Source organism: Enhygromyxa salina, assembly GCF_002994615.1.
Lineage (GTDB): Bacteria > Myxococcota_A > Polyangia > Nannocystales > Nannocystaceae > Plesiocystis > Plesiocystis salina_A.
The window spans coordinates 30,571-53,383 of the sequence record NZ_PVNK01000263.1 but is presented as its reverse complement, the minus strand read 5'-3'; the positions used below and the strand labels follow the sequence as shown (position 1 = coordinate 53,383).

Annotated in this window: 17 protein-coding genes; 7 read left to right on the top strand and 10 right to left on the bottom strand. The window is 69.5% G+C overall.

The window, feature by feature from the left end:
- Positions 1 to 251: 251 nt before the first annotated feature.
- Positions 252 to 3,131 (top strand): WD40 repeat domain-containing protein, encoded by a 2,880-nt coding sequence (locus ENSA5_RS30215; RefSeq protein WP_258183064.1) that lies wholly within the window; start codon positions 252 to 254, stop codon positions 3,129 to 3,131.
- Between the two features lie 285 nt (positions 3,132 to 3,416).
- On the top strand, positions 3,417 to 3,791 hold the full coding sequence (locus ENSA5_RS30210) for a hypothetical protein (RefSeq protein WP_146156265.1): 375 nt from the start codon (positions 3,417 to 3,419) through the stop codon (positions 3,789 to 3,791).
- 87 nt (positions 3,792 to 3,878) lie between these two features.
- On the opposite strand, the gene ENSA5_RS30205 is transcribed toward ENSA5_RS30210, so the two are convergent.
- The 4 genes from ENSA5_RS30205 to ENSA5_RS30190 all read right to left on the bottom strand — a co-directional run bounded on the left by ENSA5_RS30205 (position 3,879) and on the right by ENSA5_RS30190 (position 8,236).
- A complete protein-coding gene (locus ENSA5_RS30205; protein WP_146156264.1) occupies positions 3,879 to 4,412 on the bottom strand; it encodes a hypothetical protein in 534 nt (177 codons plus the stop codon).
- Positions 4,413 to 4,500: 88 nt separating this feature from the next.
- Positions 4,501 to 4,947, bottom strand: a complete 447-nt coding sequence (locus tag ENSA5_RS30200) for a hypothetical protein (RefSeq protein ID WP_106395177.1) — start codon at positions 4,945 to 4,947, stop codon at positions 4,501 to 4,503.
- Positions 4,948 to 5,048: 101 nt separating this feature from the next.
- The gene (locus tag ENSA5_RS30195; RefSeq protein ID WP_106395176.1) at positions 5,049 to 6,917 is read right to left on the bottom strand and encodes a hypothetical protein; all 1,869 of its coding nucleotides are present in this window, start codon (positions 6,915 to 6,917) and stop codon (positions 5,049 to 5,051) included.
- A gap of 263 nt (positions 6,918 to 7,180) precedes the next feature.
- The gene (locus tag ENSA5_RS30190; protein ID WP_106395175.1) at positions 7,181 to 8,236 is read right to left on the bottom strand and encodes a hypothetical protein; all 1,056 of its coding nucleotides are present in this window, start codon (positions 8,234 to 8,236) and stop codon (positions 7,181 to 7,183) included.
- 411 nt (positions 8,237 to 8,647) lie between these two features.
- Between ENSA5_RS30190 and ENSA5_RS30185 the strand changes: the two genes are divergently transcribed.
- Entirely contained in the window at positions 8,648 to 9,553 is a 906-nt protein-coding gene (locus ENSA5_RS30185; RefSeq protein WP_258183063.1) for an SDR family oxidoreductase, read from the top strand.
- Here the strand turns inward: ENSA5_RS30185 and ENSA5_RS30180 are convergent.
- Both ENSA5_RS30180 and ENSA5_RS30175 read right to left on the bottom strand, forming a co-directional pair.
- A complete protein-coding gene (locus tag ENSA5_RS30180) occupies positions 9,531 to 10,370 on the bottom strand; it encodes a hypothetical protein (RefSeq protein WP_146156263.1) in 840 nt (279 codons plus the stop codon). The two genes, ENSA5_RS30185 and ENSA5_RS30180, sit on opposite strands and share 23 nt — an antisense overlap.
- 14 nt (positions 10,371 to 10,384) lie before the next feature.
- Positions 10,385 to 11,653, bottom strand: coding sequence for a DUF5777 family beta-barrel protein (locus tag ENSA5_RS30175; RefSeq protein ID WP_106395173.1), 1,269 nt, complete (start codon positions 11,651 to 11,653; stop codon positions 10,385 to 10,387).
- 102 nt (positions 11,654 to 11,755) lie between these two features.
- On the opposite strand from ENSA5_RS30175, the gene ENSA5_RS36535 reads away from it, so the two are divergent.
- Positions 11,756 to 12,496 carry a hypothetical protein gene (locus ENSA5_RS36535; RefSeq protein WP_146156262.1) on the top strand — a complete coding sequence of 247 codons (741 nt, stop codon included), beginning with the start codon at positions 11,756 to 11,758 and terminating at the stop codon, positions 12,494 to 12,496.
- Complete coding sequence (locus ENSA5_RS30160) at positions 12,493 to 12,996, top strand: low molecular weight protein-tyrosine-phosphatase (RefSeq protein ID WP_106395171.1); 504 nt, start codon at positions 12,493 to 12,495, stop codon at positions 12,994 to 12,996. Before ENSA5_RS36535 ends, ENSA5_RS30160 begins: the two co-directional genes overlap by 4 nt.
- Positions 12,997 to 13,097: 101 nt before the next feature.
- On the opposite strand, the gene topA is transcribed toward ENSA5_RS30160, so the two are convergent.
- The 3 genes from topA to ENSA5_RS30140 form a co-directional block, all read right to left on the bottom strand.
- The gene (gene topA, locus ENSA5_RS30155; RefSeq protein WP_181198308.1) at positions 13,098 to 16,112 is read right to left on the bottom strand and encodes a type I DNA topoisomerase; all 3,015 of its coding nucleotides are present in this window, start codon (positions 16,110 to 16,112) and stop codon (positions 13,098 to 13,100) included.
- A gap of 335 nt (positions 16,113 to 16,447) precedes the next feature.
- Positions 16,448 to 17,251 carry a hypothetical protein gene (locus ENSA5_RS30145; RefSeq protein ID WP_106395169.1) on the bottom strand — a complete coding sequence of 268 codons (804 nt, stop codon included), beginning with the start codon at positions 17,249 to 17,251 and terminating at the stop codon, positions 16,448 to 16,450.
- Between the two features lie 82 nt (positions 17,252 to 17,333).
- The gene (locus ENSA5_RS30140) at positions 17,334 to 18,167 is read right to left on the bottom strand and encodes a hypothetical protein (RefSeq protein ID WP_106395168.1); all 834 of its coding nucleotides are present in this window, start codon (positions 18,165 to 18,167) and stop codon (positions 17,334 to 17,336) included.
- Positions 18,168 to 18,281: 114 nt separating this feature from the next.
- Here ENSA5_RS30140 and ENSA5_RS30135 point away from each other — a divergent pair, with 114 nt between their 5' ends.
- Together ENSA5_RS30135 and ENSA5_RS38535 are read left to right on the top strand one after the other, a co-directional pair.
- Positions 18,282 to 20,555, top strand: coding sequence for a L,D-transpeptidase family protein (locus ENSA5_RS30135; RefSeq protein ID WP_106395167.1), 2,274 nt, complete (start codon positions 18,282 to 18,284; stop codon positions 20,553 to 20,555).
- Positions 20,556 to 20,599: 44 nt separating this feature from the next.
- The gene (locus ENSA5_RS38535) at positions 20,600 to 21,418 is read left to right on the top strand and encodes a hypothetical protein (protein ID WP_181198307.1); all 819 of its coding nucleotides are present in this window, start codon (positions 20,600 to 20,602) and stop codon (positions 21,416 to 21,418) included.
- A 181-nt stretch (positions 21,419 to 21,599) separates the two neighbouring features.
- Here ENSA5_RS38535 and mutY read toward each other — a convergent pair whose 3' ends face one another.
- The gene (mutY, locus tag ENSA5_RS30125; RefSeq protein ID WP_181198306.1) at positions 21,600 to 22,691 is read right to left on the bottom strand and encodes an A/G-specific adenine glycosylase; all 1,092 of its coding nucleotides are present in this window, start codon (positions 22,689 to 22,691) and stop codon (positions 21,600 to 21,602) included.
- Positions 22,692 to 22,813: the final 122 nt, after the last annotated feature.

Sequence of the window (22,813 nt, the reverse complement as noted above, 5' to 3'; positions counted from 1 at the left end):
CTTCCCTCGGCGGCGGTGCTCCCTCCCTCGGCGGCGGTGCTCCCTCCCTCGGCGGCGGCGCTCCCTCTCTCGGCGGCGCCGCTCCCTCTCTCGGCGGCGCCCCCTCCCTCGGCGGCGCCCCTTCCCTCGGCGGCGCCCCTTCCCTCGGCGGCGCCCCTTCCCTCGGCGGCGCCCCCTCCCTCGGCGGCGCTCCCTCCCTCGGCGGCGCCCCTTCCCTCGGCGGCGCTCCGCAGGGGGCATCCGCGGGCGGCATGCCGAGCCTCGCGGGTGGCGGCCTCGGTGCGATGCCGGGCGCCGACGGGGGCTCGAAGATCCCGGCCCGCCGCGAGCGTCGCAAGCCCGGCGAGCCCGACGACGAGTACATGCGCTGGGACGAGCTCGCCAACGCGTGGGACGACAGCGGCCGCAGCGACAACATGTTGCTCGGCGGCAAGACCATCAAAGAGGCGGAGCTTTGGTACGCGCGCTCGCGCAACCGCGACCCCAAGCCCACGACCCTGCACCGCGAGTTCATCGAAGCGAGCAAGAACCTCAAGCGCAAGAAGGCGATCAGGATCGCGGGCTTCGTCGGCGCGGGCCTCGGGACCATCGCCCTCGGCGGGCTCGTGGCCAAGCTGCTGATCGGCAGCGGCCCCGGCGAGCCCGACAAGGACGACGACGACGACGACAAGAAAAAAACGACGATCCGCGAGGACGAGCCCGAGGTCTACGCGGTCGCCAACAAGGCCGCAGCCGACGCGATCGCAACCGCCGAGACCGATCCCCGGACCGCCGCGCTGATCGCCGCGGCGGCGCTCCACATCGTCGCGGGCACGCCCGTCGTCGCCGGCTCTGATCCCGACCGCGCGCTCCGGACCAGCCTCGGCCAGACCCGCGGCCGCGCGCTGGTCGACGAGCTCAACGCTGGCAGCGGCAAGGCCGTGACCGCCGTCGCGCTCTCGCCGACCGGCGACAAGGCCATCGCCACGACCGGCAAGGACGCCAAGGTCTGGGATCTCGCCAAGGGCAGCACCAAGCCCCTCAACCTCCGCGGCCACCAGGGCCCGATCGAGCTGGCCGAGGTCTCGCCCGACGGTCGCTGGCTGGTGACCACGGCCGAGGACCGCACGATCCGGCTGTGGGATCTGCGTGCCGACGACCCCGGGACCGACTCCCGCATCCTCCGCGCGCACTCGGGCAAGGTCGACGCGCTCGACTTCTCGACCGACGGGCGCTGGATGATCTCGTCGTCGAGCGAGGACGGGCGGCCGCGGATCTGGGATCTGCACGCCGCCGATCCAACCACCCCGACCGCCTCGCTCTCGGGCCACGAGGGCACGATCACCGACGTGGCGATCGCAGGTGACGGCAGCGCCGCGTACACCTGCAGCGACGACATGAGCGTCAAGATCTGGGCGCTCGACAACGGCCGCGTCGGCAAGCGGATCACGCTCAACGGCCACGAGGCCCCGGTCCTCGCCGTCGACGTCAGCAACGACGGCCACTGGCTGATCAGCACCAGCCAGGACATGACCGCGCGGATGTGGAACCTGAGCTCGGCGGCGCCGTGGCGCAACCCGATCGTGCTGCTCGGGCACAAGGGCCCGGTCAACAAGGTCGCGATCACCCCGGACTCGAAGCTCGCCGTGACCGCGTCGAGCGACAACACCTTGCGGATCTGGGAGCTCGGCGCCAAGGACCCCTCGGCCAGCGGCGTCACCTTCAAGGGCGGCCACACCCAGGGCATCAACGACCTGCGCGTCGACGCGAGCAGCAGCTGGGCCGTGACCGCGGGCAAGGACGCCAAGGTCATCGCCTGGAACCTGGCCAAGCGCGCGCTCGTGGTCGAGAGCGTCGAGTTTCCGGGCCACACCCGCGACGCCAAGGCCCTGGGCCTCTCGGCCGACGGCCGCTGGCTGATCTCGGGCTCGAGCGACGGCAACGCCTACGTCTGGGACTACCGCGGCGGCCAGGACTCGTCGAACGGCAACTACTTCGCCGCGCGCTCGCACACCGGCCCGATCAACGACATCGACGTGAGCCGCGACGGCAAGCGCTTCTTGAGCGTCGGCGGCGACAACCGGGCGGTCCTGTGGGAGTTCGAGCCCAGCGGGCGGCCCTACCCCCACGACGTCCTCGTCGGCCACGAAAAAGCGATCAACGCGGCCGCGCTCGCGCCTGGAGGCCGCTACGCCGCGACCGCCGGCCAGGGCCAAGACGTGATGGTCTGGGACATCGTCAAAGACAAGCCCAGCGAGACGGTCAAGAAGCTCGAGGGCCACGAGGGCGAGATCATGGATCTCGCGTTCACCTCCGACGGGGCGCGGCTGTTCTCGTGCGCGACCGACAAGTCCGTGCGCGCCTGGACCGCCGAGGCAGGCTGGGCCGGGACCGAGCTCATCGGCCACAACAGCGAGGTCGTGCGCCTCGCGGTCTCCCCCGACGACCGCTACTTGATCTCGGCCGACATCACCGGCCAGGTCATGACCTGGAACCTGGAGAAACCCCTCGGCAAGTTCGAGAAGGGCTACCAGCCTCACGAGGGCGAGATCTGGGCGCTGGAGTTCAGCGGTGACGGCAAGTGGATGCTGTCGGGCAGCGCCGATCGCAACGCGCGCTTGTGGACATACGGCGCCAACGGCCTCGCCCAGAAGACCGTGATCCTGCGCGGCCACGACGACACGATCAACAGCGCGAGCTTCTCCAACGACGGCAAGTGGGTCGCAACCGGCAGCCGCGACGGCACCGTGCGGCTGTGGGACCTCGCCTCCGAGCACCCCGAAGAGAAGCCGCGGATCTACGAGATGAGCAACTCCAACGGGGTCGAGTGGGTCCACTTCGGGCCCGACTCCGAGCGCCTCTACACGGGCAACGGCGACGGCACCGTGCACATCTGGTACCCCACGCCGTCGGTCGAGGGACGCGACGATCACCAGGTGCTCGAGGGCCACGAAAAGAAAGTCTCGGCCCTGGCCATGCCCATCGACGGCAGCTTCTTGCTGACCGGCAGCTACGACGGCACCGCGCGGGTGTGGCCAATGAGCGCGCCCGAGATGGTTCGGCTCGGCTGCTACGCGGCCGGGCGGAGCCCGAGCGAGCAAGAGTGGCAGACATGGCTGCCCAGTCAGCCCTACAACGCGATCTGCGGATAATACGCAGCTGATACGCAGCACCCGAGAGGGGCCCAGGGGCGCACTAAATTCGGCGCTCCCGAGCTGCGCGATCCTGAACTTTCGCAAGCGATGCTCGGGATCGCGCGTGAGCTTTCTATCATTTTTACTCAGAAGCACCCACGTAGCGCATCATTTTCGCCATCTTTTGATCGAAAGATCGAGATCCTGACCCCGGGACCAGTGTTGGGGCCTGCCAGCGATGCATTGATCCTCACCGCGATTGCTTGAACAATGGCTGGGCTCCAGCGGCGGGCTCCCCGGCACATGTACAAGCTGACCACATTCTTCGTCTTGCTGTTTGGACTGGCGCTCGCGCCGGTGCTCAGTGGTGGCGTCGAGGACAAGCGCGACGACTTCAAGCAGTCGGTCGGCCAGCCGGAGCAAGACGCGCACTCCGAGCAAGACAACTCCCCCTCCGCCTCCAACTACGCCAAGTACGCCGACTACGCCGACCACGCCGGGGCCGACAAGGCCCGCGCCTGCGAGTGGCAATGTCAGGCGTGCGCGTCCGATGAGGGCTGCAGCCAGACCTGCGTGGAGATCGGCGACTGTGGCAGCACCTGCAGCGTGGTCGCGCAGTGCGACGCCACGCACGTCTGGGACGAGGGCAGCTGCGCCTGCCTCCCCCGCCCCGCCTGATTGGTCTTTCGACCACGGGCTGCCTGTCAGACCACCCCGAGTCCCGGCCGCCTCGCCCGCCTCGCCTCGCCTCGCCCGGGTTGCGGGTCAGCTCGGCGCGTCGAGCCCGTCGAGCGCGTCGTCGAACGCGCCGAGGACCTGCTCCGCCACGCCGAGCAGCGCGTCTGCTCGCTGAGATGCATCGGCGACGACGCGAGCCGAGGCCAGCGTCCCCTCGAGCTCGACGAGTCGATCGCCGTCGAGCGCGAGGGGGTGGACCTGGCGCAGGAGCTCGTCGCTGAGTCCGCGCAGATCATCGATCTCGTCATTGAAGGCCTCGACCCGACGCGCGAGCGCCTCGTGCTCATCGGTTCCGGGCGCGGCGCCAAACAGCTGCAGCGCCACGGCCTCACGGCTGCACACGAGCTCCATGTGGGCTCGCTCGAGCAGCTTGAAGGTCCGGCGCCGACGGAGCTCCTCGTTCGGGGCCGTGACGATCGTGGTCCCCGGGTCGACGTCCGGCGCCCTGGTCCCCGGCACCAGGCGCGCGACCGCCCGCTCGGCCCGACGACGATCTCGCTCGGCCTGCCGCTGCGCCCGCCGCTGCGCTCGCGCGGCCCTTCTGGTCTGTCCCTCAGTCATGTCTTCATCGTCTCCAAGACTCGGGCCTCCGCCCCGACAACCTCGCTCCGCTCGGCCCCTAGGTCCTGAGTGTCGATACAGTACCGCATCAGTCGCCGCTCGAGGCCGTCCATGAGGCGCCCGCGGCGGCCGCTGCCTCGGCGCCGACGCGCAGGTAGAGCTCGACCTCGGCGCGCCTCGAGCCCTCGGCGAGGCGCTGAAGCAGGACCCGCAGCGACTCGAGCTCGTCGATGTGGCCGAGGTAGCCGGCCTCGATCTCGCGCCGCTCGACCTCGTCGGCCATCGTCGAGACGAAGCGTGGGTCGGCGTCCTCCTCGGTCTTCCTGGCCAGGTTCAGGAACGCAACGCGCAGGTACTGGAGCTCGTTCGGCCGATCCGCCTGGCGCCCGGCGGCCTGGGCCGCGATCTCTGCCTCAACGCGAGCGATGCGGCTGGCGGTCGAGCGCGCGAGCTCTGTGCGCAGCTGCTGTTGATGCTCGACGTCAACCCGCAGCTCGCCGACGGCGCCCGCGACGGCCGAAGCGCTGTCCCGCATCTGCCCTCGCGCGCAGCCCAGCGACGCACACAGCCCGACCCCGAACCAGAGCCCGAACCAGAGCCCGGGTCGTCGAGCCCCGCAAAGATGAGCGAGGCCACTCATGGGATGTAGACCCCCGCAGCGATCGCGGTGCCGAGCCCGACACCGACGACCGCGCCGACGATCGCCGCGAGGTCCTGGCCTTCGAGCCCGCCTGCGTTGAAGCGCTGGAGCGCCGCGACCGAGGCCGCGATGTAGGTGACACGGATCTTCAGCCCGGCCTCGGCCCGGATCAGCTCGGCCTCGTCGTGGCGACGGGCGACCCCGCGCTGGAGCGACTCGAGCCGCGGGACGACCACGGTCCACATCTCGGTGTGGAGGCTGACGAGGCGCTCGATCGGCTCGATGCAGGCCCCGTCGCGCAGCCAGCTTTGGAGCACGGTCCCGCTGCGTCGGCACAAGACCGCGCCGTGCTCGGCGATCAGCTCCGCGTAGGCGTCGCTGGCCGCGTCGAACCCCGCCTGCGCCTCGGCGACGCGCCGCGTGGCCTCGACGAGCTTGGTCGTGTTGCCCCGAGTCTTGGCCGCGGCCTCTGCTCGGGCTTCCTCGGCCTCGCCGAGCGCCGCCTCGGCCACCTGCAGCGCGAGCCCGCGCCGGTCGAGCTGCTCGCGCGCGGGGCTCGACGGACGCGTCGCCGGGATCCAGTCGTCGCGCAGGCGCGCGCGCAGACGCGAGAGCGCGAACAGCTCGGTCTCGACGGTCCCGAGCTCGAGCAGCACCCGCGCGTTGGCGAGCGCGAGCCGCCGGGAGATCGCGTCGATCTGCACGCGCTCGACCTCGGCCGAGAACAGCAGCGTGGTCCGCTCGGCCCGAGCCTGGAGCGACTGCAGCTCGACCCAGGCCTCGCCGAACACCGGCCCGAGCTCGCGCCCGAGCTCCTCGACGATCGTCCAGTCCGAGGCTTCGCCCGGGCCCTCGCCATCGTCGGCGCCGGGATCGTCGGCTCCGGGCGCGGCGTCCTCGGCGAGCGGCAGCGGTGAGGTGTAGATCTCGACCGGGACCGCGATCACGCGCACGAGCGCATCGTAGTGCTCGCGGGCGATCAGCAAGGTGCCCTCGAGGCCCAGATCGCTGTAGTCCCCTGCGCGCGCCCGCGCGAGCTCGAGGCCAAGCTCGCGCTGAAGCTCGTCGTAGGCGACGGCCTTGGCCGGGAGCCCGTCCGGGTCCGGGCGCTCGAGCTGGTCCCAGGTCTGCGGGCTCAGCTGTGCGACGGCCATGCGCAGCTGTCGACGATAGCGATCGCGGGCCGCGATCAAGCGCTGGAGCCGCTCGATCCGCCCGCGCAGCCCGGCGTCCTCCGGGAGCGCCGCGGCGACCCGCGCGAGCGCGAGCTCGTAGCCATCGCAGGCCCGCTCGAGCAGCTTGGCGTCCTCGTCGAGCGCGCTCGGAACCCGGGTTGGGACCGGGCACTGGGCCGCGGGCGCCAGCCGGATCGAGCGCCCCGCCAGCGCGCGCGCGCGATCGTAGGCGGCGAGCTGTTCACGCAGCGCCGCGCTCGCCCCCCGCAACCCGCCGAGCGCGTCGATCCACGCGCAGCTGTCCCCGCTGCAGTCGTCGAACACCAGCGCCCGGGCGCGCTCGAGCTCGGCGTCCGTGCCCGAGCCGCGACACGCTCGGGCGCTGTCGACCCCCTCGAGCAAGCAGGCCGCGAGCTCGACGAAGCCGAGCTCGAGCTTGGCCCACGAGCGCTCCCCGACCGACTCGTTGAGCACGTCGAACAGCTCCGCGTCACGGCGGGTGTGCGCGTAGCTCCATGACAGCTCGGCCTCGCGCTGGTCGAGCTCGTCGCGCTGCGCTCGATCGTTGGCGAAGCTCTGGCTCCAGTCGAGGCCCTCCGCCGTCGCCGCCGCACTGCTCGAGACCTCGTCATCGTGCGCTCGATACAGGTGGGCGCCGCACCCCAGCATCGGAGCGAGCAGCCCGAGCATCGCAACCACAGTCCTCAGCGACGCTCCTCCCCGAACAACCCCATGCACCTACTTAGTTAGTCCCGGCCGGGCCCAGCGCGCAAGCGCTCTAGGACCCCCGCAGGCGTCAGCGACTCTGCCACGCACTGCCGCAAGCGGCAGGTCGGTCGGTCGCTTCGCTCCCTCCCTCGGTGGGCTCGTATGTGCCTCGCAGTCGTCTGCGTGGCCCCCTAAAGGGGGCTATCTAGGACCCCCGCAGGCGTCAACAACTACGCCTGGCAAGCTCAGTGCGTGAGCGAGAGCTCGCCCTCGTAGGCCTCGACGCGATCCGAGCCCGGCTCGCGCCGGAGCGTCACCGTGCTGCCGAGCGCCGCGGCGTGGGCCAGGACCGGGCTGGCCGTGCCCAGCACCCACTGGACCTTGGGCAGCACCCTCCGCAGGGTCGCGGGCAGCTCGAGCTGAACCGAGGTCGATACGTTGAGATCGACGTCGTCGATCAATACGGTGCCCTCGCAGTGGCGCGGGTCGGCCCCGCGATTTGCGACCCACATCTGATGAACGGGGAGCGTGGCGAAGCTGACCAGCTGCCGGGCCTGGATCGGCAGGGCATCGAAGGGCAGGATCCCGCCGCCGGGGGTCTCGAAGCGCGGCTCGAAGGTTCGCGGTGACAGCCCGCGGTAGCTGTAGCCGATCAAGCCGAGCAGCTCGTCGAGGGCCTCTTGGATCACGACCCCGAGACAGCGCGGGTCGGCGCCGCTCTCGCCGCGACGGTCACCCGCGAGCGCGGTCGAGAGCCCCGCGTAGGCCAGGATCAGCTTGACCGGCCGTGTGAGCTCGACGCCATTTTGGTCCTGGAAGCCCGGAGCGCCCCGCGTATCCACCCGCAAGACCGTGCGCGCAGGGTCGCCGATGACGATCGTGCTGCGCGGAAACCGACGCGAGCCCGGAATCCCGACGAAGGCGAAGCCCCCCTTCTCAGCCAGCGCGCGGTCAAAGTGGACGACTTCGCGCCTGCGCAGCTGCTCGAGCTGATCGTCGGCCTCGATCGTGACCCCGGGGGTCGCGACCTTGAGCGGGTGCGGTCGCTCGGGATCCTCGGCGCCGAGCCGCCACTCACACAGGGCGTGCGGCTTGGTCCCCGGTCGCCGCCAGATCGAGGTCTGGACGACGTGGTTGGCCGGGCGCGTGGCCGAGATCGCCGACAGCAGCGAGGTCTTCCCCGTCCCTCCGTCGCCGTGAATGACCGTCAACAGGCGCGGCTCGCCCGGGCGATCGCAGAAGTCGACCTCGATGGTCTCGAAGGGCCCGAGCCCAACGACGCGTGTGCGCTCCAGGTACATGCCGGGTTCCAGGCTAACAGCGGGCCTCCAGACCAGCCAGCACACACTCGCTGATCCAAAGATCGCGCGCGCGCGCGCTCGCAGCGGCAGTGCGTAGCAGGTGCCCGGGGGCCCCCAACACCTCAGGCCTTCGAATCTTCGAGGGGCCTTTCAAAGAGGCCCCTCGCTGCGGCGGCAAAGCCCCCTCCGCTCCTCCCAAACGCTCGCCTTGCGGCTCGTACTCGACCGAAATCATTCAGCTTTTTAAATTCAGCGCTCGATTTAGGTCTAGGGGGCCACGCAACCGATTGCGCGGCACATCAGGGCCCACCGAGCGAGGAACGAGCGACCTGCCGCGCAGCGGCAGTGCGTGGCAGGGTCCAAGGAACCCCCGTCGACCCGCGTGACGCCTGGGACTATGCTCCCGTTCCCGTGGCTGACGTCGACATGAGCGGAAAGACCGTCCTGATCACCGGCGGAAATTCCGGCATCGGAAGTTTCACGGCGGTCGGCCTCGCGCGGATGGGCGCCAGGGTCGTGTTCACCAGCCGCAACCCCCGCAAGGGCGACGTGGCGCGAGCCGAGCTCCGCGAGGCCGCCGAGACCAAGAGCATCGACTACATGGCCCTCGACCTGGCGAGCTTCACCTCGATCGCCGCGTTCGCCGATCAGTACCTCGCCAAGTACGACCGCCTCGACGTCCTGATCCTCAACGCCGGCGTCATCCTCGACGCGCGGACCGAGACCAAAGAGGGGTTCGAGACCACCTTCGGCGTCAACCACCTCGGCCACTTCTACCTGACGCAGTTGCTGCGCGAGCGCCTCGAGGCGTCGGCGCCCGCGCGCGTGGTCGTGGTCGCCTCCGATGCCTATCGCGGCGCTCGCGAGGGCCTCGACTTCGACGATCTGATGGCGACGCGCGACTACAAGCCCCTGCGCGCGTACGCCCACTCGAAGCTGGCCAACATCTTGTTCACCAACGAGCTCGCCCGCCAGCTCGAGGGCAAGGGCGTGACCGCCAACTCTCTCCACCCAGGCGTCGTCCGCACCGGGCTCGGCCGCGACGGGGACGTCCGCAGCCTCCTCGGGCGCGTCGCGCTTTCGGTCATGCGCCCGTTCTTGATCAGCCCCGAGCGCGGCGCCCGAACTTCGATCTACCTGGCGAGCTCGCCCGAGGTCGAGGGCGAAAGCGGCGGCTACTACGTCAGCTGTCGCCCGGCCAAGCGCATCGCGCCGGCCACGGACGAGGGCGCGGCCCGGCGCCTGTGGCAGGTCAGCGAAGAGCTGGTCGCCGAGGGCAAGGCGACGGCCAAGGCTAAAGCTCGGCGCCCGTCGTGATCCACGCGTAGACGGCCTGGAGCTCGATCGAGCACATCGAGCTGCCAAAGGGCATCGTCGAGCCGCTGCCGCCCATGACCGTGGCCTGGGTGCCCGTGAGCTTGTGCCACAGGTAGCTCGAGTCCGGGGACATCGGCTCGACAAAGTCGAGCGCGGCCGCGCCCGCGGGGATGTCGACGAGGTTGTCGTAGGTCGTGATCGCGTCGGGCATCAGCGGGCCGCTGAGGTCGGCGTGGCAGCCCGCGACCCCGCAGCGGTTCTCGACGATCGGCCAGATGTCGGTCTCGAAGCTGGGCATCGCCGGGATCGGCGCCTCGATGTAGCAGGTCGGCGCGGGGTCGCCGTCGCCGTCCCCCGTGTCGCCGTCGCCCGCGTCGCTGTCGCCGTCGCCGTCGCCGTCGCCGGTCCCGCCGTCTTCGATCGGCACCCCGGCGATCCAGCCAATGATGATGGCCTGGTTGAGATCGTCGTTGTCGCTCTGGGGCGAGGGCGGCATCGTCGCGCCTGCGACCGTGGGGCCGCCGAGGATCTTCTGGGCGATGTACGAGGCCTCGAGATCGCCGAGGGTCACGAAGGGCCCGCCGCCGCTGCTCGACGTGCTCGTCAGGATCTGGCCGCTCTCGGGCGCCTCGAGCACGACCAGCGAGGACCCGACGGCGTGACAGCCCGCGCTCGTGGCACAGCTCTCGTCGAAGGCCTGCTGGACCGCGGGCGGGATGTCCTCGCCATCGCCGCCGTCTTCACCGACGGGCTCGAGGCCGCAGCCGAAGGCGAGCAGCGACAGCCCGAGCAGCGCAGAGGTCTTGCGTGTGTACATGGCTCGCTCCTGCATCACAGCTTCCACTTGCGGGTGATGTTGAAGCCGAAGAAGAAGTCACCGAAGGGCGAGAACGGGTTGGCCGTGTCGCCGCCCGGGGCGACCAAGTTGGTGTGAATGTTGCGGGTGTTGGTCACATACACCTGGAAGATGTGGAGGCCGGTTCGCGCCGACCAGCCCAGGCCCCACGAGCCGATCTTGGTGCCCGTCGGGTCGACGTCGCCGCCGTGGTAGTAGAACGCGTCGACGGGGATCGGGAGCTGGTACTCGAGGTCGATGCCGTGCCGCTTCTTCTTGCCCAGCCACACGGTGCTCGCAAGCCCGACCGAGAGCGTGCCGCGGTCGTCGGTCACCGGCTCGGGGCCGTTGCCCTCACCAAAGTCGTAGAGCACCGTCGGCGAGTGGTTGGTCAGCAGCGAGTAGTTGACCGTCAGCTGCGTGCTCCAGCGCTCGAACCACAGCCGGCTGAGCATGGCCTGGAAGTTGCCCGTGAGCCGGTTGACCGAGTTGGTCGGGAAGTCGGTCAGGGCCTCGAAGCTGGCGTACATGCCGAAGGACACCGCCTTGCCCTCCTCCTGGCGCACGGGCACGTACTTGAGCCCGAGCTCCCAGTCGAGGCGCGAGTTGGTCCAGCGCGCGAGCAGGTCGAGACCGTCGATGATCCCGTACTCGATGCCCATGCTGATGTTGGCGCTGCCAGCGAGGCCGAGATAGGTCCGATCTCCCGGGCCACCGACGAGCCCGAGGCGGTGGTGGATGCGATACGAGATGGTCTTCTTCCCGAGCGTCGTCGTGGTCGGGAGGTTCATCTGGAAGGTGCCGAAGAAGGGCTGCTTGGGCTTGCGCTTGGGCACCTTCGGCGGCTCCTTGACGGCCGCGCCGGTCCCGCCTTCGGCCGCTCCTTGTCCGGTCTCGCCCTCGCCCTCCCCGGAGGCGGCCGCGCCCTCGGCCGGGGGCAGCGCGGCGATCCACGCCTGGACCGCGCTGAGCTGATCGACCGGCAGCAGATCGTCGCCGAGCGGCATCGACTCCCCCTCGATGCCCTCGGCCCCGACCATCTTCAGATAGATGTAGCTCCCGTTCGGGTTGCCCGGGTCGACGAGCGGCGTGCCCGTCGTCGAGGGCACGCCGACCAACGCGCCGGCGTCCTCGAGGTTGAGCTCGGAGGTCGAGTCGTGACACATCGTACAGGCGTCGTCGAAGATCGCCTGGACAGCTTCGAGCTGATCGCCACCTTCGGGTGGCGCGAACGCGAGCGGGAGCAGCAAGGTCGCGAGGAGCATGGGCGTCGAGATCTTACGTCAGGTCCAGGACCAGGTGGGCGCGAAGTGGCGGTCGCTCGGGGCCGACTGGTCGGCCGCGCCCGCAGTGGGTAGCATCCCGGCATGCAACGCCTCCCGAGCGGCTTCGCGACTGTCCTCTCGATCATCACGCTGATCGCTGTCCCAGCCTGCAAGAGCGGGCAAGACGACGCCAAGGCCGACCGCGCAGGGGCCAAGTCGACCGACAAGGCCGCCGCAGAGGCAGGGGCGGCCGCCGAGGCGGGGGCGGCCGCAGAGGCTGGAGCTGCCGCAGAAGCGGGGGCCCCCGACGCCGATCCCGGCGCCGCAGAGGCCGGGGTCGCGGGCGCCGAAGAGGCCGGGGCCGCAGCCGGAGAGACCGGCGCTGCCCAAGCGGCCGCCGCAGAGGCAGGCGTCGCTGAGCCCGCCGCGGCAGAGACAGGCGAAGAGGATCCCACCGTGGCGCTGTTCGAGCTGGCCAAGAAGCTCGACACCGACGACGAGGCCGCGAACAAGGCCCTCGCCGACGCGATCGCGGCCGGGGCCCCGAAGCTCGACGCGGCCAAGATCGCCAACGAGCGCGGCGAGGCGCTGATGATCAAGGGTGAGAGCGAGCGCGCCGAAGCGTTCTTCGTCTGGTCCCGGGACGCCCACAGCCTCTACGCCGATCCGGTCTACAACCTGGCCAAGCTCGCCGCCTACGCGGGCGACCTCGAGATCGCCAAGGAGCACCTGCAAGAGCTCGAGAAGCGCGGCAACCAGAGCCTCATGAAGAAGGTCGGGGTCGAGCCCGCGTTCGCCCCCCTGCACGACGATCCCGACGTGCGCAAAATCTACGAGCAATGAGCGGTGCGCCCGAGCGCGTCGGCGTGCTGTTCGTCTGCTACGCCAACATGTGCCGGTCTCCCCTGGCCGAGGGTGTGATGCGAGCGCTCGCGACCACCCGCGGGGTCATCGATCGCCTCCACATCGACAGCGCCGGAACCGACGCGATCGAGGGCTGCGCTCCGCACCCGAACTCGTGTGAGATCGCCGCAGCCCACGGGATCGCCCTGACCGGCGAGGGCCGCCAGCTACGCCGCCACGATCTGAGCAGCTTCGACCACGTCGTGGTCATGGACCGCCGCAACTACGACAAGATCGCCCGCCTGTCTGGCTCGGCCTTCGGCGAGCTCGAGGGCTTCCGCGCGCGCCTCCGGACCCTGCGGTCGATCGCCAACCCCAAGGCCCGCGGCGCCGCCCTCGACATCCCCGACCCGATCGGCAGCGGCCCGGCCCGCTACGCCGAGATCTACGAGCTGATCGCCGAGGGTTGCACCGCCCTCCTCGACGAGATCGCGGGCTGACCCCCTGCGGACCGAGCCCCCTCAGGGGCCCGCGCACCGAGCGAGGAACGAACGAACGAGCGATCGGCCGCTCGCGGCCGTGCAGGGCGCCTGCGGGGGGATCAAACAGCCGCGGGTCGCGGACTGGGGACGGTGTCACCGAGCTCGGCGGCCGCCTCGGGGTGGATCTCGAGCTCGGCGACGCCCCCCGACATCAGCAGGTCCGCGACCGGCGTGCCCTCGGGGATCACCGTACCGTCGTGGCGCGCGATGGTCGGCAGCGGATGCTGCTTCTCGTGCTCGGCGAGCTCGGCTTCGAGCTCGGCCCGGCGCTCCTCCGAGAGCTTCTTCCAGCCCATGCGTCCGCGACACTTGGGGAAGCGCGAGCACCCGAGCCACGGGCCCTTCTTGCCCCGACGCAGGTTGAGCGCGGCGCCACACTTCTCGCACTTGATGCCGCCCTCTTCCTCTTCGACGGGGATCACCAGCGGCGGGATCGCGGGGTACTTGAGCTTGCCGCTGCGGTCGAGGTTGAGCACGAAGGTGCTGACCGGGTAGTTCTCCGAGGCCAGGAAGGGCCCGAAGCGACCGTTGCGGAGCTCCATGTTGGAGCCGTCTTCGGGGTTGCGGATGTCGACCCGCTCGGGCAGCAAGGGCCGCCCGCGGCGGTCGATCGGCGCCGCGTAGTCGCACTCGGGGTAGGCCGTGCACGACAAGAAGCGGCCGTTGCGACCGAAGCGGTAGCAGGTCCGCGAGCCGCACTTGGGGCACTTGTAGAGCGCGGGCTGGATCTCGGCCTTGGCGTGGGCCATGCCCTCGTGGGCCTCCTCGAGCGAGGTCGAGAAGCTGCCGTAAAAGCGCCGCAGCATCGCGACCCAGTCGACCTTGCTGTCCTCGACCTCGTCGAGCTCGCTCTCCATCTGGCGCGTGTAGCCGACGTCCATCAGATCGGGGAAGGCCTCGATCAGCTTGTCGGTCACGACCTCGCCGAGGTCGGTCGCGTAGAAGCGACGGTCACGCTGCTCGACGTAGTTTCGGCTCTGGACGACCTGAATGATCGACGCGTAGGTCGAGGGTCGGCCGATGCCCTCGGACTCGAGCGCCTTGACCAGTGAGGCCTCGGAGTAGCGCGGCGGCGGGTTCGAGAATTTTTGCTGCGGCGCGATGTCGAAGGGCGCGTAGACGTGGCCCTCTTGGAGCTCGGGCAGGGTCTGCTCGTCGCTCGCGGTCGGGACCCCGGTCGCGCGATAGAAGCCGTCGAAGGCCAAGACCCGGCCGGAGGCCTTGAGGACCGCGCCGGTCGGGCGGTCGCTGCGGCGCAGCAGCACCGTGGTCGAGTCCCAGCGCGCGGGGGTCATCTGGCAGCCGACGAAGCGGCTCCAGATCAGCTTGTAGAGCTTGTAGTGCTCTTCGGCCCGCGGCCCGTGGAGCCGGGCGCGGATCGTCTCGGGGTCGCGCGCGACCTCGTTGGGCCGGATCGCCTCGTGGGCCTCCTGCGCGTCCTTGTTGCTCGACGAGTACTGCTTGGCCTTCTTGGGCAGGTAGGCCTCGCCGAAGCGATCGTCGATGTACTCGCGCGCGACCTTGATCGCCTCGGGCGACAGGTGGGTCGAGTCCGTGCGCATGTAGGTGATCAGCGCGACCTGACCCTCGCCCGACAGGTCGACGCCCTCGTAGAGATCCTGGGCCAGGCGCATGGTTCGCTGGGCCGAGAAGCCCAGCTGCGTGGCCGCGGCCATCTGCAGGGTCGAGGTGATGAAGGGCGCGGGCGCCTTGGTGCTGGTCCGGCGGGTCTCGATCGAGGCGACCTCGTAGCGGACGTCGAAGTCGACGGCCCCGCTCGCGGTCCGGACGAAGCGCGCCGGGCCCTTGGCCTCGAGATCCTCGACGGTCTCGATCTGGACCTCGCGCATGCCCACGGCCTCGACCGCGGCCTCGACCTCGGCCGACAGATCCCGGGCCTCGTCGGCCTTGCAGCCGAGCTTGAAGCGCTCGCCGCCGAGCTCGTAGAGCTCCGTCGCGATCGAGGCGTGCTCGGCCATCCACTGGTTTTGGCGGCGCTTGTTGGGCCCGCGGCCCTTGTCGTCGGTGGTCGCGAGGAACTCCCGCCACTGCGTCGCGTGCTCGGGCGCGGCCGCGACCTCGCTCGCGAGGCGGACGTCGATCCGCCAGCTCTCGTCGGGCACGTGGGCCTCGATCGCGCGCTCGCGCTCGACGACCAGGCGGACCGCGACCGACTGCACGCGCCCGGCCGAGAGCCCGCGGGCGACCTTCTTCCACAGCAGCGGCGAGGCCTGGTAGCCGACGATCCGATCGAGGATGCGGCGGGCCTGCTGGGCGTTGACCTTGTCGACGTCGATCGCTCGCGGCTTGGCGAACGCGCGCTGGATCTCGTCGCGCGTGATCGCGTTGAAGACCACGCGCTTGGCGACCGTGGGATCGACGTCGAGGACCTTGGCGAGGTGCCAGGCGATCGCCTCCCCCTCGCGGTCGAGGTCGGTCGCGAACCACACGACCGTGGCCGCCTTGGCGTCGCGCTTGAGCTCGGCGACGGTCTTGACCTTCTGGCTGAGGATCTCGTAGGTCGGCGCGAAGTCGTTCTCGATGTCGACGCCCGGGACCGGCTGCTTGGTGCCCTTGGGCGCGCGGCTGGGCAGATCGCGGATGTGGCCGACCGAGGCCTTGACCACGAATTCGCCGCCGAGGTAGCGGTTGATCGTCTTGGCCTTGGCCGGACTCTCGACGATCACCAGCTGCTTGCCGGCCGCCGCGGACTTTCCGGGGGCCGCCCGCACGGTCTTGACCGTGGTCTTGCGCGCGGTCTTCTTCTTCGCCGCGGTCTTCTTCTTCGCCGCGGTCTTCTTTTTCGCCGCGGTCTTCTTCTTCGCCGCGGTCTTCTTTTTCGCCGCGGTCTTCTTCTTCGCCGCCGGCTTCTTCTTCGCCGCGGTCTTCTTCTTCGCCGCGGTCTTCTTCTTCGCCGCGGTCTTCTTCTTCGCCGCCGGCTTCTTCTTCGCCGCGGTCTTCTTCTTCGCCGCGGTCTTCTTCTTCGCCGCGGTCTTCTTCTTCGCCGCCGGCTTCTTCTTCTCCTCAGCCGCGCTGGTCTTCTTGCTGGGCTTCTTGCTCGCTTTTTTGGCCATGAGGGGCTGGGCTTTCGGCTAGCCGGAGGGGTAGCGTCGGTAGCGCCTCGGGTCACCGACTCGGAAGATTGCGCTTATTGCGCGGCCTCGCGCGCTCGTGAGGCATTAAAGAAGGTTCGAGCGCCGGGTCTCGGGCCGTGGGGGCAGCATCGATGCGCTGGGCGCTTGCCGCTGTCAAGCTGTTCGCCACCGTCGGCCAAAAATGCGGCGCTGTCGGCCAATCGAGGCAGGGCATATGGTTCGCCCAGACAACCTAGCGCGACTCACGCCCCCCCCCGACAACAAGGCGCGGAATGCGATCGGCGCTGCCGGCGCAACAGCGTACCCAGTACCGTCTAGCCGCAGCCGGTCAGACCCTGCTCGTCGTTTTTCTGTTCGCACGCGTCACGATAGGCGGGGTTGGCGAGCGGGCAGTCCATCGCGCCCTGACAAAAGCCGCGCTGATCGGCGACGCTGAGCTGTCGGAAGCAAGCGAACAGCGCCTTCTGGGAAGACAGTCCGGCCCCCGAGATCGCGGCGGCCTGGGCCGTGACGAATTCTTGGCAGCCACCGCCGCCGGGGTCTTGGTGGGTCACGTGGTCGCTGGCGCTCCAGTCGGACACGTCGATGCCCCCGAGACCCTCGATGTCGCCGCCGGTGACCGGGCGCCAGCAGCCAGCGTCGCCGAGGCTCGGGTCGAAGCCGCAGTCCGCCTCTTCGATCTCGACGCTCGCACAGCATGAGGTCCCCGCACCGCACACGGCCGAGATGTCGGCGCTGTCCCAGGTGGGGTTGCACGGCAGCGGGCAACCGAGCCCGGCGCCTGGCTCCTCGATCCCGGCCCCTGGCGGCACCTGTCCGGTGTCGATGCAAAAACCCGAGGAGCTCAAGTTGTTGTTGGCAGCCGCGAACAGCGGGATGCCCGAGCCGCCGCCGTAGTTCGGCAGCGCGGCCATGTCCGGGTCGGACAGGTCGAGGGCCGCGGGGTCGTCGGAGCAACACACGTAGGTGCCCGTGCCGTACTTGGTCGGGCAGTCGGGGCTGCTCGGGTCACAGCGAAAGGTCGTGATCCCGTAGCTAGGATCGCAGGCGGTCGCAAACACGGCAGCCGTTGCGAACGCGGAGACGTAGAGGGCAGCAGTAGTAAGCCAGCTCGGCACGGCTTGATCCTAACAGGATTCGAGTGAAGGTGAAGCGCCCGCATCGAGGACGGGCGATCAGTTTGAAGGCGCGTCGTGGGGTCTAGGGGAACTCGACGTCGCCGCAACCCTGAAGGAAGTTCGCGTCGTTGAGTTGCTCGCACGCGTCGCGGTAGGCCGGCTGGGCGAGAGGACAGACGTTCACCCCCGCACCACCGAGGCAAAAACCGCGCTGGTTGGCCACGGTCAAGCGACGCCAGCAGGCTCGCTTCACCTCCTGGGCCGAGATGTTGTTCTCGCTGAGGACCGATGCCGGCAGGCCCTGGACGAAAAACTCGCAGTTGGTCCCGCTCGGGTCCTGGTGAGTCTTGTGCGCAGTGCCAGCCCAGTTGGTCAGGTTGGTCGAGCCGACACCGTCGATGTCGGAGCCCGTGACCGGGCGATAGCACCCGTCGTCGCCGGCGCTGGGGTCGAACACGCAGTCCTCGGGCTCGAGCTCGGTGGTCTGGCAGCAGATCGTGTTGGCGCCGCAGACCGAGGCGATGTCGCCGCTCGACCAGGTCGGGTTGCAGGGCACGGGGCAGCCCTGGGCGTTGATGTCGGCGAGCGCGCCAGTCGGCGGGACGCTGCCGAGTTTGACGCACATGCCGGACGTGCTCAGGGGGTTGTTGCCGCCCGAGAACAGCGGCGTGCCCTCGCCGCCGCGGCCTTGGTAGTCGGGCGTCACGAACTCCTCGAGCTGCTCGAGGTCCAGGGCCGCCGGATCGTCGGAGCAGCACTGGTAGGTAGCCCCACCCTCGGTTGGGCAGTTCGGTGAGTCCCCGCCGGGCGAGCAGCGAAACGCCGTCGTCGGGTAGGTGACTCCACAAGATGACGACACGAGGATCGCGACGCCGAAGACTACAGTGTGACCGAGCAGTATGTTCAGAAGACGCAAGGCAACCGCCTCCTTGGGCTGCCGAAAAGTGGCACGTGGCCCCGCGCTTGTAAAGTTCTGCGTTTTCGGGATTTTGGGGGAGTTTTGGCCCGTCTAGGGCGCGGAGCTAGAATCATGGATGTGCCGACCAACGCCGACTCGAGGCCCCCGACGCCGAGCCGCCGCCCTACGCAGCCGAACTCGGCCAATTCCCAGAACCTGCGCGCCCGCGCAGGGCTCGATCTGAACCGACGCGCAGACCGAGGACGATCCCGCCTCGGCCTCGCCGCGCTCGCGCTCGCCGCGGTCTGCTCGGGTGCGTGCTCCAGCGACGGCGCGCGCGAAGATCCCGTCGATCCCGCGCACGGTGGCGCCGCCGAGCCCCCCAGCGCCGAGGCCGTCGCCGACACGTTCTGGGAGCAAGAGCTGGATCCCGGCCCGGTGACCAAGACCAGCCTCCGCGAGCACGAGCTCGGTGAGGCCTGGGTCATCGATCCCGACGAGCTCGACGAACCGCGCAAGCTGGCGATCGATCAGGCCGAGGCCCGCGGGTACACCGTCATCGACCTCGGCGACAGCTGGCGCCCCTACATCTTCTCGCACAAGACCCCCGGCGCCGAAGACCACAGCGACAACGCCTACGCCAGCCGCTACATCGATCTCGCCAACGACCGGACCGACCACGACGGCGACCCCCTCGCCGAGCACGAGCACAACTACCTCGAGCTCTACGGCATCCCGCCCTCGCTCTCGGTCGTGCTCGACGAGTGGCGCGCGCTCCCCGAGCTCGAGCAGTGCCTGACCGACGCCGGCTACGACGGCAGCAGCTTCGATCCCAGCATCGGATCCATCATTTACAAGAGGAACGCGGGCGGCAAGCGCCTGCGCAAGTGGAAGTCGGCGAGGTCCCGGCTCGAGAAGGACATGCGCAAGGCCAAGCTCGACGACGCCGTGGCCGCCAAGGACTACGCCGCCGCCGCCGAGGTCGAGGGGCTCGAGAAGCGCTACCAGCGGTTCGCGGCCATCGATCGCGAGATCCAGGTCATCCGCAACGCCCAGATCCGGTTCCGCTGCGAGGAGCTGTTCAACGAGCGCGACGGCCAGGGCAAGTTCGAGGCCGGCAACTTCGACAGCAGCACGACCCACGCCCTGGCCAACTTCGAGAAGAAGCACGACGTCATGGGCTGGGGCCACATCACGGCCGACAACCTCGCGGTCCTCGCCCTCTCACCGCGCGAGGCCGTCTACGCCCGGCTCGTGCGCGTGCTGACCGAGCGCGTCGTGTCGGCGGCCGGGATCGTCGAGGACGGCTCGGCCCGGGACTGGAAGCCCGACTTCCGCTACGAGGACGCCGAAGGCAACGAGCACGCGCTGCGCGACCTCGCGACCGAGTTCACCGCGGCCGCGATCGAGACGCTGACGCTGACCGATCCGGACACCGCCTTCGCCCAGCTCGAGCGCCTCGAGCAGCTGGCCAAGGACGACCCCGACCACCCCGAGGCCTTCGGCGAGCTGCTGGTGGCGATCAAGCTGCCCGAGCTCCCGCCCTACTACTCCGACGAGATGGCCTTCTCGACGGTCATCGACCGCGGCGACGTCTGGTACGACTTCCCCTGGGACGAAGAGGGCAACAAGAGCTCGCAGCCGCGCAGGCGCAAGCCCAAGCTCACGCTCTACGTCAGCTATGAAGGTCAGCGGATCCCGCTCGTGCACTGGGGCACGACGATCGGCTCGTGGCGGTCCGAGCTCCACGAGGGCAAGGAGTACTACGCGTACAAGAACTCGGATGTCGGCGATCGCGTGTGGCAGACGATCATGGCCGCGCCGGTCTGGATCCCGCCCGAGGGCACGCCGACCAAGTCCCTGACCAAGCGCAAGAACGTCGGCGGCAAGATGAAGCGGGTCGTCAACTACGACGAGACCGGCCCGGGCTACATGTCGGCCTACGGCCTCGTCGCCGGCTACCACGTCAAGCTCCACACGAAGAAGGACGGCACGGTCTCGGCCTTCGACAACCAGATCCGGACCCACGGCAGCGTCGACTACATGTCGATCCTGCGCCGCTACTCCCACGGCTGCCACCGGCTCTACAACATGAACGCGGTGCGCATGTTCTCGATGATCCTCCAGCACCGCGAGTACCGCCGCGAGGGCCAGACCCAGGTCGGGGCCGGGCGCAAGTTCGAGTACAACGGCAAGCAGTACTCGATGAGGCTGCCGACCCGCGGCTACAAGTACGAGCTCGTCGAGCCGGTCCCGGTGACCGTGACCGAGGGCCGGGTCCGCGGAACGCGGCAACACCCCTACAAGGAGATGATGCCCAAGCCCGGCGTCGACTACTCCGACGAGGATGACGCCGACGAGCCCCCGCTCGAGCCGGGGGAGGCGCAGGGCACCGCCGCAGAGTGAGCCCGCTGGCCCCGGGTCCATGCCTGCTATATAAGTCCCGGGCCGTGCCGAGTGACCACAGCAGGTTTCAACAGGCCTACAAGACCCACCTCCTGCCCGCGCAGCGCCGAGAGGTCTTGCGGGCAATCCGCGAGACCCTCGACTCGGAGACCACGCTCGGTGAGATCGTCGACGCGGCCGAGTCGCTCGGCTGGGGTGAACCCTTCGGTGACATGAGCCTCGCCCAGCTCGCCGACGCCCTCCTCGACGAAGCGAGCTCGCAGGCGCCGGAGCCCGCGCCCGCGCCCGCGCCTGCACCCGCGGACGACGAAGACGAAGACGCGGACGAGGACGCGGAGATCGCCGAGGCGGCCGAGCCCGAGCCCCGGCCGGTCGCCAAGAAAAAGACCTCCAAGCGCGTCGCCAAGAAGAAGACGTCCAAGAAGGTCGCCAAGAAGAAGACCGCGACCAAGAAGGTCGCCAAGAAGAAGACCACCAAGAAGGTCGCCAAGAAGAAGACCGCGACCAAGAAGAAGGCCGCGACCAAGAAGAAGACCACCGCGACCAAGAAGAAGGCCGCGGCCAAGAAGAAGACCGCGACCAAGAAGAAGGCCGCGGCCAAGAAGAAGACCGCGGCCAAGAAGAAGACCGCGACCAAGAAGAAGAAGGCCGCGACCAAGAAGAAGACCACCGCGACCAAGAAGAAGAAGGCCGCGACCAAGAAGAAGAAGACCGCGACCAAGAAGAAGGCCGCGACCAAGAAGAAGACGACCGCGACCAAGAAGAAGAAGGCCGCGACCAAGAAGAAGAAGACGACCGCGACCAAGAAGAAGAAGGCCGCGACCAAGAAGAAGAAGGCCACCAAGAGGAAGTCCCGCCGCTGAACGCTTTGCGCGGGTCACCTGCGCCGAGCGAGAGTCAGCTCGGCGTGCAGAAGATCCTCGGCAACAACAGCGGGAGCGGGTCCGACGCTGCGTCGACGGCGGCGCGGCGGCACCTCACCGCGCCACGAAAGCCGGCCCCAACCTTTCGCCCCTGACGGGTCCGGCCCCTCTGCTGTTCTCGTCAGCTCGACGCGCGCAGCAGCTTGCGTGTCAGCGTCGGCACGCCGCCCTCGGGCTCCGAGTCGGCCTCGAGCCACGCGAAGCTGCGCCCGTCGGCGCGGGCCTTGATCTTCACGGCCCGCCGCGCGCGACCGGACCACGGGAGCACGTGCCACACCCGATGACTGAACACGTGCTTGACCGCGGGCTTCGGCTGCTCGTCGAGGGAGATCGCAACCCCGATCGCCTCGCTGGCCGCGGCCGCGAGCGCCTCGCGTCGGGCGGCGAGGTCCCCTGCCCCGAGCTCGAACAGAGGCAGGCACCACAACCCCGCGAGCAGCCCTTCGTTGGGCCTGCGCTCGATCAAGATCCGCCGACCAAAGCGGAGCGCGAGCCCGTCGAGCTGGATCTCCGGCGACTTCTTCTTGACCTTCGCGGCCGGGATCAGCTCCGAGCGTCCGCTCGCGTGGGCGCGACACTGGCGACGGACGGGGCAGCTCGCGCAGCTCGGCGAGCGCGGCGTACACACGGTCGCGCCGAGCTCCATCAGCGCCTGGGCGAGGACCCGCGGGCGGCCGTGGCCGAGGACCCGCTCGACGAAGGTCCAGTGGTGCTTGGCCTTGGCATCTTGCGCCGCCGGCTCCTCGATCGCGGCCAGGCGCGAGTGGACGCGCGCGACGTTGCCGTCGACCAGCGGCGCGGGCTGATCGAACGCGATCGAGGCGATCGCCCCCGCGGTGTAGGGGCCGACGCCGGGGATCTCCCGCAGCCGCGCCGCGGTCTCGGGCAGCGCTCCGCCGAGCTGCGCGTGGACGTGCCTGGCCCCGCGATGCAGCAGCCGCGCGCGGCGGTAGTAGCCGAGCCCGCTCCACTGGTTGAGGACCGCGTCTTCGTCGGCGGCGGCCAGGCTCGCGACGTCGGGGAAGCGCTCCAAGAACCGACCCCAGTAGTTCTCGACGGTCTCGACCCGCGTCTGCTGGAGCATGATCTCCGAGACCCAGATCGCGTAGGGGTCGCGGGTCCGGCGCCAAGGTAGGTCGCGGGCGTTGGTTTCAAACCACCGACTCAGCCCGCGCGCGACGGCCTTGACGCTGCGTTCGTCGAGCTCGTGCACCGCGGCCAGCCTCGCCGATGCGGGCGCGAGATGGAATCTCAACCAAGCGTCGGCACGTCGTGTCCACGTGAGTCCACTCGACGTCTCTTTTCGCGTTCGTTACGAGCATGTAGAGTCCGCCG

Coding starts and splice junctions, on each gene's coding strand:
- ENSA5_RS30180 (WP_146156263.1), bottom strand. CDS start 10,370: ATGTACACACGCAAGACCTCTGCGCTGCTCGGGCTGTCGCTGCTCGCC.
- topA (WP_181198308.1), bottom strand. CDS start 16,112: ATGGCCAAAAAAGCGAGCAAGAAGCCCAGCAAGAAGACCAGCGCGGCT.
- ENSA5_RS30205 (WP_146156264.1), bottom strand. CDS start 4,412: ATGACTGAGGGACAGACCAGAAGGGCCGCGCGAGCGCAGCGGCGGGCG.
- ENSA5_RS30215 (WP_258183064.1), top strand. CDS start 252: ATGCCGAGCCTCGCGGGTGGCGGCCTCGGTGCGATGCCGGGCGCCGAC.
- ENSA5_RS30195 (WP_106395176.1), bottom strand. CDS start 6,917: ATGCTCGGGCTGCTCGCTCCGATGCTGGGGTGCGGCGCCCACCTGTAT.
- ENSA5_RS30190 (WP_106395175.1), bottom strand. CDS start 8,236: ATGTACCTGGAGCGCACACGCGTCGTTGGGCTCGGGCCCTTCGAGACC.
- ENSA5_RS36535 (WP_146156262.1), top strand. CDS start 11,756: ATGCAACGCCTCCCGAGCGGCTTCGCGACTGTCCTCTCGATCATCACG.
- ENSA5_RS30175 (WP_106395173.1), bottom strand. CDS start 11,653: ATGCTCCTCGCGACCTTGCTGCTCCCGCTCGCGTTCGCGCCACCCGAA.
- ENSA5_RS30135 (WP_106395167.1), top strand. CDS start 18,282: ATGGATGTGCCGACCAACGCCGACTCGAGGCCCCCGACGCCGAGCCGC.
- ENSA5_RS30200 (WP_106395177.1), bottom strand. CDS start 4,947: ATGCGGGACAGCGCTTCGGCCGTCGCGGGCGCCGTCGGCGAGCTGCGG.
- ENSA5_RS30210 (WP_146156265.1), top strand. CDS start 3,417: ATGTACAAGCTGACCACATTCTTCGTCTTGCTGTTTGGACTGGCGCTC.
- ENSA5_RS30160 (WP_106395171.1), top strand. CDS start 12,493: ATGAGCGGTGCGCCCGAGCGCGTCGGCGTGCTGTTCGTCTGCTACGCC.